At 72.2% G+C, this 13,059-nt stretch carries 11 protein-coding genes; 1 reads left to right on the forward strand and 10 read right to left on the reverse strand.

Annotated elements, in window-relative coordinates:
• The first annotated feature begins 66 nt into the window (after positions 1-66).
• Positions 67-945 (forward strand): universal stress protein, encoded by an 879-nt coding sequence (locus OHS81_RS33810; protein ID WP_328389637.1) that lies wholly within the window; start codon positions 67-69, stop codon positions 943-945.
• Positions 946-971: 26 nt separating this feature from the next.
• Here the strand turns inward: OHS81_RS33810 and ppk2 are convergent, their stop codons facing one another.
• From ppk2 to OHS81_RS33860, 10 genes are all read right to left on the reverse strand, one after another.
• Positions 972-1,793, reverse strand: a complete 822-nt coding sequence (ppk2, locus tag OHS81_RS33815) for a polyphosphate kinase 2 (protein ID WP_328389639.1) — start codon at positions 1,791-1,793, stop codon at positions 972-974.
• A 33-nt stretch (positions 1,794-1,826) separates the two neighbouring features.
• Entirely contained in the window at positions 1,827-3,173 is a 1,347-nt protein-coding gene (locus tag OHS81_RS33820; RefSeq protein WP_328389641.1) for a nicotinate phosphoribosyltransferase, read from the reverse strand.
• 61 nt (positions 3,174-3,234) lie between these two features.
• A complete protein-coding gene (locus tag OHS81_RS33825) occupies positions 3,235-3,534 on the reverse strand; it encodes a dsRBD fold-containing protein (RefSeq protein WP_328389643.1) in 300 nt (99 codons plus the stop codon).
• A gap of 192 nt (positions 3,535-3,726) precedes the next feature.
• Positions 3,727-4,605 (reverse strand): universal stress protein, encoded by an 879-nt coding sequence (locus tag OHS81_RS33830; protein WP_328389645.1) that lies wholly within the window; start codon positions 4,603-4,605, stop codon positions 3,727-3,729.
• Between the two features lie 127 nt (positions 4,606-4,732).
• On the reverse strand, positions 4,733-5,977 hold the full coding sequence (locus OHS81_RS33835; protein ID WP_328389647.1) for a permease: 1,245 nt from the start codon (positions 5,975-5,977) through the stop codon (positions 4,733-4,735).
• Positions 5,978-6,063: 86 nt separating this feature from the next.
• Positions 6,064-7,350 carry a sugar ABC transporter permease gene (locus OHS81_RS33840; RefSeq protein WP_443058805.1) on the reverse strand — a complete coding sequence of 429 codons (1,287 nt, stop codon included), beginning with the start codon at positions 7,348-7,350 and terminating at the stop codon, positions 6,064-6,066.
• Positions 7,347-8,156 (reverse strand): ATP-binding cassette domain-containing protein, encoded by an 810-nt coding sequence (locus tag OHS81_RS33845; RefSeq protein WP_328389649.1) that lies wholly within the window; start codon positions 8,154-8,156, stop codon positions 7,347-7,349. Before OHS81_RS33845 ends, OHS81_RS33840 begins: the two co-directional genes overlap by 4 nt.
• 13 nt (positions 8,157-8,169) lie before the next feature.
• Positions 8,170-9,270, reverse strand: a complete 1,101-nt coding sequence (locus OHS81_RS33850; RefSeq protein WP_328389651.1) for a sugar ABC transporter substrate-binding protein — start codon at positions 9,268-9,270, stop codon at positions 8,170-8,172.
• Position 9,271: 1 nt separating this feature from the next.
• Complete coding sequence (locus OHS81_RS33855; protein ID WP_328391617.1) at positions 9,272-11,677, reverse strand: SpoIIE family protein phosphatase; 2,406 nt, start codon at positions 11,675-11,677, stop codon at positions 9,272-9,274.
• Between the two features lie 284 nt (positions 11,678-11,961).
• Positions 11,962-12,987, reverse strand: a complete 1,026-nt coding sequence (locus OHS81_RS33860) for a zinc-dependent alcohol dehydrogenase family protein (RefSeq protein WP_328389653.1) — start codon at positions 12,985-12,987, stop codon at positions 11,962-11,964.
• Positions 12,988-13,059 lie beyond the last annotated feature (72 nt).

The raw sequence follows: 13,059 nt of genomic DNA on the forward strand, positions 1-13,059 counted from the left end.
ACCGGACCACGGTGCGACGGTGGCAGTAGGCCCCCTCGCCGAGGTGAGCGTAAGGAAGGGAAGGCGATGGAGCATCCGCTGACCGTCGGAACCGATGGATCGGATGCCGCGTTCCGGTCGCTGGACTGGGCGGTGGACGAGGCGGTACGCCACGCCCTTCCGCTGCGGATCGTCCACGCCTCCCGGTGGGAGCGCTACGAGGGCACCTCGTCGGCGCCGGCCCCGGAACGCCCCGTCGAGCAGGTGCTCGCCGAGAACATCGTGGCGTCCGCCGCCGACCACGCCCGCCACCGTCACGCGGACCTCAGGGTCTCGGCGGAGGTGCTGGCCGACGACGCGGTCACCGTCCTGCTGAACGAGGGCCTGCATGCCTCGGCGCTCGTCCTGGGGTCGCGGGGACGCGGGGAGATCACCGGCCTGCTGCTCGGGTCGGTCACTCTGACGGTGGCCGCCCGCGCCCGCTGCCCGGTGATCGTGGTACGCGGTGACCCGGCCGGACTCGCGGGCACACACGACCGCGTCCTCCTCGGCATCGCCGACCCGGCCGGTGAAATGGCGGCCGTCCGCTTCGCCTTCCGCGAGGCCGAGGCCCGCGGCTGCACGCTGGAGGCGGTCTGCGCCTGGCGCCGCCCGGCACCCGGGACGGCGGCCGACGCCCCACAGCCCGCCGCGGAGCCCCACCGCTCCGACGAGGAGCAGGCCACGGCGTTGCTGGATGACGCCCTGGCCGAGGCGGCCGGCGCCCATCCGGCGGTGCGGGTGGAGCGCGCCGTGGTCGAGGGGCCGGCGCACAAGGTCCTGGTGCACCGCGCCGCCGCAGCCGATCTGCTGGTGGTCGGGGCGCAGCGCCGCCACGGACACTTCGGTCTGCAGCCCGGCCGGGTGGCGCACACCGCTCTCTGCCACGCCGCCTGCCCCGTGGCGGTCGTGCCCCCGACCGCCTGAGCCGGCACCGGCACCCGGGCCCGGTGCTACGTCCCCAGCCCGGCCGCATGATCGGGGACGTAGGTCTGCAGGTCCCGGGGCGGCCGCTGATAACCGGTGGCCGGCGGCCGCGGCGGCAGGGTCAGCTCGGGCGGGGTGACGGCGCGGTAGGGCACCGTCGACAGCAGGTGGGCGATCATGTTCAGCCGGGCCCGGCGTTTGTCGTCGCTCTCGACGACGTACCACGGCGACTCCGCGATGTCCGTGTGGACGAACATCTCGTCCTTGGCCCGCGAGTACTCCTCCCAGCGGGTCAGCGACTCCAGGTCCATGGGGGAGAGCTTCCAGCGCCGGGTGGGGTCCTGCAGCCGCCGCCGGAACCGCTGCTCCTGCACCTCGTCGCTCACCGAGAACCAGTACTTGCGCAGCAGGATCCCGTCCTCCACCAGCATCCGCTCGAAGACCGGGCACTGCCGCAGAAACAGCTGGTGTTCGGCCGGTGTGCAAAAGCCCATGACCCGTTCGACACCGGCCCGGTTGTACCAGCTGCGGTCGAACAGCACCATCTCGCCCGCCGCGGGAAGGTGCTCCGCATAGCGCTGGAAGTACCACTGGGTGCGCTCCCGCTCGGTGGGCCGCGGCAGCGCCACGATCCGTGCCACCCGGGGGTTGAGGTACTGGGTGACCCGTTTGATGGTGCTTCCCTTGCCGGCCGCGTCACGCCCCTCGAAAACGACGACGAGCCGGGCACCCTCGGTGCGCACCCACTCCTGGAGCTTCACCAGCTCCGTCTGCAGCCGGTACAGCTCCGTCTCGTACAACGACCGCGGCAGCTTCCCGGCGCCGCTCCCGCCCTGCTTGTCCGCCATATGACGACGGTACGGAGAAAACCCCCCGGTGGCTCAGGCGTGCGAGCCGAACGGGGCCAGGGCCTCGCGCTCGATCCGCCGCCGGACCTGTTCGGTCAGGACGGCGAGCCGCTTCGAGACCTTCGCCCGAACGGCCTGCGGCGACCGGATGTACCGGGCGGCCGCGGGCAGCTCCGCGATATCGGCCGTGACCCGCCGCCGGGCGTCCTCGAGGCGGCCCCGCGGCGTACTGCGCACGCCCCCGCGCATCAGCGTCTCCAGCAGCGGCGTACTGCCCGGGGGCACCGGCTCCTCGGCCAGGCCGATCACATCGTGGCACCCGGGCCGGCGGAAGACCTGTTTGCGGCCCGGTGCGGTGGCCTTCGCCGCCGACAGCTTCATCAGCGGCCGGCCGTCGTAGGCGACGAGCTTGTACGCCGAATCCAGCGCGGGGGCGTCGGCGCTCACCCCGACCCGGGTGCCCACGGCAAAGACGTCGATCGGGGCTCCCGCCCGTGCCAGATCGTGCACCGCGAATTCGTCCAGCCCGCCACTGGCGACGATGCGGACCTGTGGAAGTCCCGCGTTGTCCAGGATCGTGCGGGCGCGGAAGGCCAGTTCTGCCAGGTCACCGCTGTCCAGGCGGATGGCCGACCCGTCACCGCGCCCCAGTGCGTTCAGCACCCTGGCCGCTGCCGCGACGCCGGATTCGGTGGCGTAGGTGTCCACCAGAAAAGTCACCGGTCCGGGATGGCGGAGCGCGAACGCGGTGAACGCCGCCTCCTCGTCCCCGAACGCCTCGATGTACGAATGCGCCATCGTGCCCACCGCCGTCAGATCCTCGGCGTGGGCCGCCGCCACATTGCTGGTGCCGGTGAATCCGGTCATGGCACCCAGCCGGGCCACCTGGCAGGCGGCGGCGGTTCCCGGGCTGCGCCGCAGCGAGAAGTCCACGACGGAGCGCCCCCGTGCGGCGAGCACGCATCTGACGCACTTGGACGCGATGGTCGTCTGATGGGTGAGGTGGTTGAGCACATACGACTCCACGAACTGCGCCTGCGGCAGCGGAGCGGTGATCTCCAACAACGGCTCACCCGCCAGGACGACCCGGCCCTCCGGAACGGCCCGGACCTCCCCGGTGAAGCGCATCCCCAGCAGCGGAGCGAGCTCTCTCGCCGGCCGCTGCAGCGCCTCGGCGAACACCTCGACATCGTCGTGTCCGACCGCGAAGCCGGAGAGAAAGTCGAGGACCGTCTCGGCCCCGGCGGCGATCAGGAACCCCCGCTCCGGCGGCAGGGCCCGTACGAAGCAGCTGAAGGTCGCCGGCTCCGTCATGCCCTCGTGGAGGTACGAGAGGGCCATGGTCACTTCGTACAGGTCGGTGAGCGTCGCATCCGACATGGCCGGCTCCTTCCAGGGAGCGCCGTGGCACCGGCCGGCCGGGGACGGCGCCCGCACGGACTCACGCCATCGCGTCGGCCCAGCCGTACGCGGCGCGGTGGTCGTGCCGGGGCGGCGCGGCACCGACCCCTTCGAGATCGAGATCCGCCACCCGCTGCAGTTGCCCCGCGAGGTCCTTCATCGCACGCCCGGCCGCGATCTCGTCCCCGATCTCCGGTACGTCCCGGTCCTCGGGGCTGCAGCGGGCCGTGCCGTGCCCGGTGAGGGTGGTGGTTCCGGTCCGGAGCTCCACGCGCGCCTTGGTCGTTCCGTCCTCCTCGAAGAGAGTGAGACGGACGGGCCATTCGACTGTCTTTGCCATGGCTCACCTCTGCCTTCCACCGGGGCTGCCGCTACCGGCGGCTGCCGCCTCGGGCCGCGGACGGAGCCGTCATGCCCTCGGCAGGCGGTCCCGCCGGTATGACCTCTCACCGTCATCATCCGCCTTCTGCCGCGGGGCGTCATGGCGCCGGCCCCCGGCCGTCTCAGACCGTGGACGCCCGCCGCCGCGTGGTCACTCGTGCGGCACCACGGCCACCGGACACGGGGCGTGGTGGACGGCCGCCTGGACGATATGGCCGATCCGCGGTGCCGGCATCCGGCGCCGGTGCCGCCGGCCGACGATGAGCAGCCGGGTGTCCGCGGCGCTGTGCAGCAGGGCCGGCGCCGGACTCTCCATCACCACCCGCTCGTTCACCCGCAGGTCCGGGTACTTCTCCCGCCACGGATGCAGCGCCGCGGCCAGCTCCTGCCGCGCGTCGCGCGCCGCCTCCTCGGCGAGGACCGGTTCCACACCGCCGCCCCGGTTGTACGCGTACGAGGGCAGGTGCCGGCCGTGCACGGCGCGCAGCGCGGCACCCCGGCGGGCGGCGCTGTCGAAGGCGAAGGCGAGCAGCGCCTCGCACGGCCCGTGCAGGCCCAGCCCCACCACCACCTCTCCGTCCTGCCCGGTCGCCGCGATGCCCGGCCGGGCACGTACCAGCACCGTGGGGCACTCGGTGTGCGCCACCAGCTTCAGTCCGAGCTCGCCGAGGGCGAAGCGGGACACCGGCCCCAGGTCCCGCGAGCCGAGGACCAGCAGGTCCGACTCTCCCGCGGCTTTCTGCAGGGCCTCCAGGGGGTCCGCGGGCACCAGGACCGGGTCCACCGGGAGGTCCGGGAAACGGGTGCGCACCGCGGTGACGGCTTCCTCCATCATCCGGTGAGGCCAGTAGTTCTGGTCCCCCTCCTCCAACTCCTCCAGGGGACGGTCCACCGGCTCGGGCGCGAGCAGCACCCAGGCATGCAGCAGCCGCAGGCGCGCATGGCGCAGCCGTGCTTCGTGTGCCGCCCACAGGATCGCGGACAGGGACTCGGGCGTACCGTCCACACCGGCGGTGATGACATCGTTCATGGCCTCGCTCCGTTCCTGGCGCGCTCGGCGCATTCGCGCCCACACCTCCAGGGTGCTCGACCTCGCCCGCTCCGGCACGGGCCATCCGGCCTTCGCTCGGCACGCGCTCGGCCCCACCCGCCGCCGGTCAGCGCGGGCCGTGTCCGGTGCCCTCGGGTCCGGTGCCGCCGGGTCCGGTGCCGCCGGGCCCGGTGCCGTCGTGCCCGGTGCCGGCGTGCGCGGGATGAGCCCCGGGACCGTCAGGCGGTGTGCCGCCCATCACGCGCAGCATGGCCCGGCCCCCGGTGCGCAGGAAGCGGTGGACCAGCGCGGCGGCGAGGAGGAGGAAGGCGAGGTTGAGCCAGGTGGTGTAGTTCCACGAGACCCCGGACATCGGGATCGTCGCGTCGGCCTGGCGGGGGATCAGCCCCAGTCCGCCGAAGACGGCTTCGACCACGTAGCCCGCGACGACGACGGACGCATAGAACGTGACCAGCAGGAACAGGGCCATCCTGGTCCCGTAGTACTTCCGGTAGATGTGCAGGATCGGCAGGATCAGGAGGTCGGCGAAGAGGAAGGCGACCACCCCGCCGAAGCTGATCCCGCCCTTCCACAGGACCACCGCCAGCGGCACATTGCCGATGGAGCAGACGAACGAGGCGATCGCCACCAGCGGCCCGATCAGCGGCCCCCACACCTTCGCGGCCAGCGGGTGTCCGTCGAAGAAGAACGCGCGCCAGAAGCTGTCGGGGACCCAGGCGGCGATGGCCCCGGCGATCAGCAGGCCGAGCACCAGATCCTTGATGATCGCGGCCCATTCCATGACGAAGACGCGCGAGGTCGAGGTGTAGCCCTCGGCGGAGAACAGCCGTCGCGCGAAGGACCCCTCGCGGTGTACGGACATGTCCATCGCCGCGTGCCCCTCCATGGAGCCGGCCAGCCCCCGTTCGGCCTGCTCACGGGCGCGCCGCAGCAGCTTGTCGCGCAGGAAGAGGCGGAACAGCACGGCCAGCACGACGATCATGACCGGTCCGCCGGTGAACTCGGCGAGCGTGAACTGCCAGCCCATCAACAGGGCCAGAATGACGCCGAGTTCGACCACCAGGTTCGTGGAGGCGATCTCGAACGCCATGGCGGCCGTGAAGTGCGCGCCTTTGCGGAACAGCGACCGGGCCAGCGCGACCGCGGCGTACGAGCAGGAGGAGGACGCCGCACCCAGCGCGGCGGCCAGCGTCAGGGTGCGGGGACGGTCGTCGCCGAGCAGCCCGACCACGGTCGAGGTGCGCACCACGGCCTGGACGACCGCGGACAGCGCAAAGCCCAGGATCAGCGCCCAGGTGATCTCCCAGGTCATGGATCCGGCGATGGACAGTGCGTGCAGGATCGGGTGCATCGGCTGAGGTGTTCCTTGGCCTGCCGCGGCGCAAACGCCCGCTCGCCCGGTGGCGTTCCCGGGCCCCGGCCCGGTGCACGGGCGCGTCAGACCCGCCCGTGCGCCTTCTGCGCCCGCCGCGACAGCGAGTCGATGACCACGGCGATCAGCAGCACCCCGCCCGTGATCATGAACTGCACGGCGGTCCGGATGCCCATGAGGGCCACACCGGAGGCGATCGACTGGATGACCAGGACACCGAGCAGGGCGGACCAGGTCCGGCCCCGGCCGCCGAACAGGCTGGTGCCGCCGATGACCGCGGCGGCGATGGCGTCCATCAGCAGCAGGCCCGCCCCCGACGTCTGACTGGCCGAGGTGACGCGCGAGGCCAGGAACAGACCGCCGATCGCGGCCATCGTGCCGGACACCATGAAGACCGAGATACGGACCAGGTCCACATTGAGGCCGGTGCGGCGGGCTGCCTCGACGCTGCCGCCGAGGGCGAAGATCATGCGTCCGTAGCGGGTGCGGCGCAGCACGCAGTCGAGGCCGACGAGCACGACGAGGAAGATCAGCAGCGCCAGCGGCAGCCCCAGGAACTGGTTGAGGACCACGGCCGCGGCCAGGGCGATCACCGCCAGCACTCCGGTGCGCAGCAGGATCTCGCTCAGCGGCCGGGCGGGCACACCGGCGGCCCTGCGCCGCCGCACGTCACGGTACGACACCAGGAAGTAGCCGGCGGTGCCCAGCACCGCCAGACCGTACGCCGCGGCCACATTGTTGAAGTAATAGCTGGTCAGCATCGCGAGCAGGCCGTCGTCGTCGATGTTGATCGTGCCGTTGGAGCCCAGGACGTAGAGCATCAGGCCGTTCCAGCCCAGCAGGCCCGCAAGGGTGACCACGAACGCCGGTACCCCGACCTTGGCGAAGAAGAACCCCTGAACGGCTCCGATCACCGTGCCCCCGAGCACCGCGATCAGCACCGCAAGTCCCTCCGGCACGCCATGGTTCACGGTCAGCACCGCGAAGGCGGCCGCCGCGAGGCCGCTCACCGATCCCACCGAGAGGTCGATCTCGCCGAGCAGCAGAACGAACACCACACCGACCGCGATCATGCCGGTACCGACGATGTCCACGGTCAGATTGGACAGGTTGCGCGGCGAGAGGAAGTTCTCGTTCAGGCTCTCGAAGATGATCCACACCACGATCAGGCCGAGGGCCACCGGCACCGAGCCGAGCTCGCCGCTGTGGAACCTCCGCCGGAGCACGTCGAGGGGGTTCTGTGCCCCGAAATCGGGCGCGAGACGGCGCTGGTCGGCAGGGGGCACCGCCCCGCCGTTGGCCCCCTGCCCGCCGGACGGCCGCTGCTTGCGCAATGCCCAGGTCCTGCTCACGGCTGCACCTCCCACCCCGGTGTCCTGCGGCGTGTCACGGCGTTGTCCGTGGCCCCGGTGATCGAGGAGATGATCTGTTCGTGGGAGGTGGTCGTCACATCGAAGAAGCCGTTGTTGCGGCCGAGCCGCAGGACGGCGACCCAGTCCGCCACCGCCTTGATGTCCCCCATGTTGTGGCTGATCAGGAGCACCCCGAGCCCGCGTTCGCGGAGCTGGTCGACGAGGTCGAGGACCTGGGCGGTCTGTTCGATGCCCAGCGCCGCGGTGGGTTCGTCGAGGAGCACGAGCCGGGGTTCGCCGAGCAGCGAGCGGGAGATCGCGACGGTCTGGCGCTGGCCGCCGGAGAGCGAGGCGACCGGGAGGCGTACGTCGGGCATCCGGATGGCCAGCATGTCGAGCAGGTCCAGGGTGAGGCGCTCCATCTCCACCTCGTCCAGCACACCGGCCCGGTGGATCTCGCGGCCGAGGAAGAGATTGCCGACCACGTCGAGGTTGTCGCACAGCGCGAGGTCCTGGTAGACGGTGGCGATGCCCAGGTCCTGGGCTTCGTGGGGCCGGGTGATCTGGACGGGACGGCCGTCCCACTCGATCACTCCCTCATCGGCGGCGTCGACCCCGGCGACCACCCTGATCAGCGTGGACTTGCCGGCGCCGTTGTCGCCCACGAGTGCCACGACCTGGCCGGCGCGGACCTCCAGTTCGACATCCGCCAGGGCCTGCACGGCGCCGTACCGCTTGGAGATGCCGCGCAGCGCCAGCAGGGGCGGCGCCGGTGTCGGTCGCCGGTGGGCCGGGCCGGGCTCCATGGGGATACCTGCCTTACCTGGTCAGTCCCGCCCTCTGGCAGGCGGACGCGAACTTGGGGGTGCAGATCTGCTCGATCGTGTACATGCGGTCCTTGACCACGGTGTCCTTGATGCGGTGCACGGTCACGGAGACCGGGGTGAGCAGCACGGCCGGGATGCCCCGGGTGGTGGGGCTGTTGACCGTGTGCGTCGTGATGCCGTCGAGCTTCTTGCCGCGGCCCAGCGCGACGGCCATGGCGGCGGCGGTGCCGGCCTCGGGCGCGAAGGGTTTGTAGACGGTCATGTACTGATCGCCGGTGACGATGCGCTGGATGGCGGCGAGTTCGGCGTCCTGGCCGGTGACCGGCGGCAACGGAGAGATCTTCGCGGCCTGCAGGGCGGAGATGATGCCGGCCGCCAGCCCGTCATTGGCGGAGTAGACACCGTCGATGTGCCCGGCGCCGAGGGCCGAGACGGCGGCGGTCATATTGCTGTTGGCGTTCTCCGGCCGCCACCCGGCGGTCTCGTAGGCCTTCCCGATCTTCACCTTGCCCCGGAGCACGTCGAGCGCGCCCTGCTTGAACCAGGCGGAGTTGGGGTCCGTCGAATCGCCGTTCATCATGACGATCTGGGCGCCGCGCGCCTTGTCGCCGAGTGCCTGGAGAAGCGCCTCGCCCTGCAGTTCACCGACTCTCCTGCCGTTGAAGGAGACATACGCCGAGACCGGTCCCTCCACGAGGCGGTCGTAGGCGACGACCGGGATGCCCGCCGCCCGCGCGCTCTCGACCGGCGAGCGCAGCGACTTGGAGTCGACGGCGTCCAGGATCAGCACCCGGACCCGCTTGGTGATCATCGCGTCCATCTGCTGCTGCTGGGTGGCCACATCGTGCTCCGCGCTGACGACCTCCACCGTGCACTCGGGGCAGAGCTGATGGATCTTCTTCTCGATCAGCGGCTTGTCGAAGTGGTAGAGGCGCGAGGTGTTGTCCGGGAGCAGCACACCGATCTTCAGGGCGCCTGCGGAGCCGGGCCCGCCCGGCTCGTGCACCCCGGCGGCCTTGCCGCAGGCGGCCGGCCCGGCCAGCAGGCACAGCCCGGCCAGGACGGCGGCAGCTCCCCGCAGACGGGTACGCACCTCAGGGAACCTCCTTCCCCTCCCGCCGGCCGTCCGCGCCGGCCGGTGCCCCCTCGGCGTCGAGCTGTTCGTCCGGCTGCAGGGTGATCTCGCTCCACACCTGCTTGCCGCCGCTCAGCGGCACCGAGCCCCAGGACGCCGACATCGCCTCGACCAGCAGCAGCCCGCGGCCGCCGGTCGACTCCCAGTCCACGGTCGTCGGCTTGACGGGGGCGCGGGGCGAAGCGTCGTTCACCGCGATCCGCAGCCGGTCCCCGGCCAGCGTCAGATCCAGCCGCACCTCCCCCTGCGTGTGGGCAATGGCGTTGGTGACCAGCTCCGACACCACCAGCAGGGCCACGTCCAGCTCCTCGCTCACCTTCCAGGAGCGCAGGGTGCGGGCGGCGAAGCGGCGGGCGTGCATGACCGCGTCGGGGAGCCGCCACACCGTCCAGTGCACCCGGGTCGGGCGGACGCGCATCCCGTCGTAGCGCAGCACCAGCACCGCCACATCGTCGTCGCGCCGCTTCGTCTCGCCCAGCAACTGGTCGGCGAGTTGCCCGGCATCGGCCGGGTCGGCCGTGGCAAGCAGCTCGCGCACCCGGCGGATGCCGTCCTCCAGGTGCAGCGTGGCCGATTCGGCCAGGCCGTCCGTGAGCAGGACGAGCACGGTGCCGGGGGCCAGGCCCACCTCGGTCAGCGGGAACTCCCCCTCGGCGGCCACCCCGAGCGGAGGGCCGCCCTCGACCGACAGCTCCTCGGTGCTGCCGTCGGGGTACCGCAGCAATGGCGGCAGATGCCCGGCCCGGACGAACCAGGCGATGCCCTCCTCCATGTCCAGGTCCACATAACAGCAGGTCGCGAAGAGATCGGTCTCCATGCCGAGGAGCAGCCGGTTGGCATGGGAGACCACCACATCGGGCGGGTGCCCCTCGACCGCGTAGGCCCGGATCGCGGTGCGCATCTGGCCCATGATCGTGGCGGCGCCGGCGCTGTGGCCCTCCACATCACCGATGACGAGCGCGATCCGGCCGTCGGACAGCGGGATGACGTCGTACCAGTCGCCGCCCACTTCGAGGCCCATCGTGGCGGGCAGATAGCGGGCGACGGCCACCCCGCCGGGCAGCGACGGCAGCTTGCGGGGCAGCAGACTGCGCTGGAGCATCGTGGCGAGCTCATGCCCGGCGTCCAGCGCATGGGCGCGGACGAGGGCCTGGCCCACCAGACCCGCGGTCGCGGTCAGCAGGGAGCGTTCCTCCGGCCCGAACGGGTGCTCCTCTTCCCAGCCGACCAGGCACACCCCGACGATCCGGCCGCCGGCCGGCAGCGGCAGGACGGCGAGACCGCCGGGCCCGATACCCGCCAGGTCGGGTTCGAGAGCGGCCCCCGGAGGCCACAGGGCCACATGGCCGCCGCGTATCACGCTCTCCAGCGAGGGCATCGAATGGCACGACGCATCGGGCCACTCGGATCTCCACTCGGACCGCCACACCGCGGGCCAGGCGTCGGGTTCCGGCGGGTCGAGGACGGACACCACGAACCGGTCGGCCTCCAGCTCGGCCACCGCCACCCGGTCGGCCCCCAGCGGCGTCCGCAGGGCGGCGACCACCACCCGGCTGACGTCGCGGATGGTCGTGGCGCCGGCCAGCGCGGCGGACAGCCGCTGCACGATGGAGACCTCGTCCGCACTGGGGCGCAGATAGGAGGCGTCGGCGACCACGCCCAGCATGCGCTCCGGGGCGCCGGCGGCGTCGACCAGCACCCGGCAGCGCAGACTCAGCCAGCGGAGCTCGCCGTTGGGCCGGCGGATACGGATCGACAGCTGCTGGGCGGGGGAGGGCAGCCGGCCCGGCTCCACCATCGACATCAGCGCGGGAACGTCGTCCGGCGCGGTGCACTCCAACAGCGTCTCCACCCGCCGGTCGAACCGCTCCGGAGCGATCCCGAACAGCTCCAGTACCTGGCCGTCCGCGTCGATCCGCCCGGTGCCCAGCATCAGCGTGAAGGCGCCGCCCCGGAGGGTGTCCAGTCCCGGTCCCAGCAGCGACCGCCGCTCCGTGCGGGCCATCACCCGGGCCGCGACGGCCTCCAGCCCCGCGGACACCTGGTCGGCATGGAGTTCCAGCAGATGGCGGCGGTCGGCGTCGAAGGCGTCCTGGGCCTTGTCGAGGACGACCAGGCACCCCAGCCGTTTGGCGTCCCCGCCCAGCGGCAGCACGCCCAGGGAGACATCGGACGGCAGTGCCCCGGCGCCGTCCCAGGGCTCTGCACCGGGGCTGCCCGGCGGAGCGGTGACGCCGTACTGCGCGAGCTCCGCCGGGCTCAGCCACAGGGGCAGGCCGGTGCGGAAGGCTGCCGCGACCGGGGAGTTGCCGGACAGCGGGAAGCTCGCCGGCAGTCCGTAGGGGGCGCCGGTGCCGCCGACCATCTCGGCCAGCTGAAGAGCGCCGCTCCCTTCGGCGGGCACATAGACGGCGGTCAGCTCAGCCCCGGTAGCCCCGAGGACCCGTGCGGTCACTTCCTGTACCGCCTCCGTATGCCGGAAGCCGTCGTCGTAAGCCACGGTCTCCGTATCCGCCCTCCGGAGCCGGAGCGTCCACCCCGCCACCGCTTCACCGGATATGTCGTCATTCACGGCCTCCTCTCCATGGTGCGGCACGCAGGGAGGGCACAGCTAGTCGGAGCGGGGGCACGGTGTGTGGCGTCAGGGATTCAGGGTGTCAACACGGCGGCCCCCTGCACCCGGTCGGCGGCCAGGTCCGTGAGGGCCTGCGGGGCACGGCTCAGCGGGTAAGGGCTGACGGTGACCCGGATGCCGATCCTTGCCGCGGTCGCCAGGAACTCCCGGCCGTCCTGCCGGGTGTTGGCGGTCACGCTGCGCAGATTCCGCTCGTTGAAGAGATGCCGCTGATAGTGGAGCGAAGGGATGTCGGTGAGGTGGATGCCGGCCACGGCGAGCGTGCCCGCACGGTCGAGTGCCTCCAGCGCCACCGGCACCAGATCGCCCACCGGCGCGAAGAGGATCGCCGAATCCAGCGGTTCGGGCGGGCGGTCGTAGGCCTCGCCGGCGGAGGACGCGCCCAGATCGAGGGCGAGTTCACGGGCCCGAGCGGACCGGGTCAGCACATGGACGGTCGCGCCTTCGGCCAGGGCGACCTGTGCGGCCAGATGTGCCGAGGCGCCGAAACCGTAGATGCCGAGCCTGCCGCCGAGGGGCAGTGCGCTGCGGCGCAGCGCGCGATAGCCGATGATCCCGGCGCACAGCAGCGGTGCCAGGTGTGCGGCGTCCTCGCCGTCCGGGAGCGGATAGGCGAAGTCCGCGGGGACGAGAGCGGTATCGGCGAAACCGCCGTCCGCGTCCCAGCCGGTGTACCGGGAGGCCGGACAGAGGTTTTCGTGGCCCGCGCGGCAGTACCGGCAGACACCGCAGGTGCCGCGCAGCCAGGCGCCGCCGGCCCGGTCACCGGCTCGGAACGCCGTCACCGCCTCGCCGGTGGCGATCACGCGGCCGACGATCTCATGGCCCGGGACGGTGGACGGGCGGTGCGGGGGCAGATCGCCCTCCGCCAGATGCAGATCCGTACGGCACACCCCGCAGGCCTCCACACGGAGCAGCAGGGCCCCCGGGCCCGCCTCGGGGGCCGGACGGCGCACGGCGGTCAGCGGCCCGGAGGCCATCGGGCCGGGACGCCGGACGGCCCAGCCGGACACCGTGTCCGGGCCTGCAGTGGTGGCCATGTCCCCAGGATGGCGCCCACCGGAGAGGCGGACAAATGGTGCGCCTCCGGGGCCCGCGGTCCGCCGATGTCC

This window comes from Streptomyces sp. NBC_00400, from assembly GCF_036048035.1.
Taxonomy (GTDB): Bacteria; Actinomycetota; Actinomycetes; order Streptomycetales; family Streptomycetaceae; genus Streptomyces.

What these genes read in the sequence shown, in the direction of transcription:
- OHS81_RS33830 (WP_328389645.1), bottom strand. Translation starts at nt 4,605, where the DNA reads ATGAACGATGTCATCACCGCCGGTGTGGACGGTACGCCCGAGTCCCTG.
- OHS81_RS33860 (WP_328389653.1), bottom strand. Translation starts at nt 12,987, where the DNA reads ATGGCCACCACTGCAGGCCCGGACACGGTGTCCGGCTGGGCCGTCCGG.
- OHS81_RS33820 (WP_328389641.1), bottom strand. Translation starts at nt 3,173, where the DNA reads ATGTCGGATGCGACGCTCACCGACCTGTACGAAGTGACCATGGCCCTC.
- OHS81_RS33810 (WP_328389637.1), top strand. Translation starts at nt 67, where the DNA reads ATGGAGCATCCGCTGACCGTCGGAACCGATGGATCGGATGCCGCGTTC.
- OHS81_RS33825 (WP_328389643.1), bottom strand. Translation starts at nt 3,534, where the DNA reads ATGGCAAAGACAGTCGAATGGCCCGTCCGTCTCACTCTCTTCGAGGAG.
- ppk2 (WP_328389639.1), bottom strand. Translation starts at nt 1,793, where the DNA reads ATGGCGGACAAGCAGGGCGGGAGCGGCGCCGGGAAGCTGCCGCGGTCG.
- OHS81_RS33835 (WP_328389647.1), bottom strand. Translation starts at nt 5,977, where the DNA reads ATGCACCCGATCCTGCACGCACTGTCCATCGCCGGATCCATGACCTGG.
- OHS81_RS33845 (WP_328389649.1), bottom strand. Translation starts at nt 8,156, where the DNA reads ATGGAGCCCGGCCCGGCCCACCGGCGACCGACACCGGCGCCGCCCCTG.
- OHS81_RS33855 (WP_328391617.1), bottom strand. Translation starts at nt 11,677, where the DNA reads ATGGTCGGCGGCACCGGCGCCCCCTACGGACTGCCGGCGAGCTTCCCG.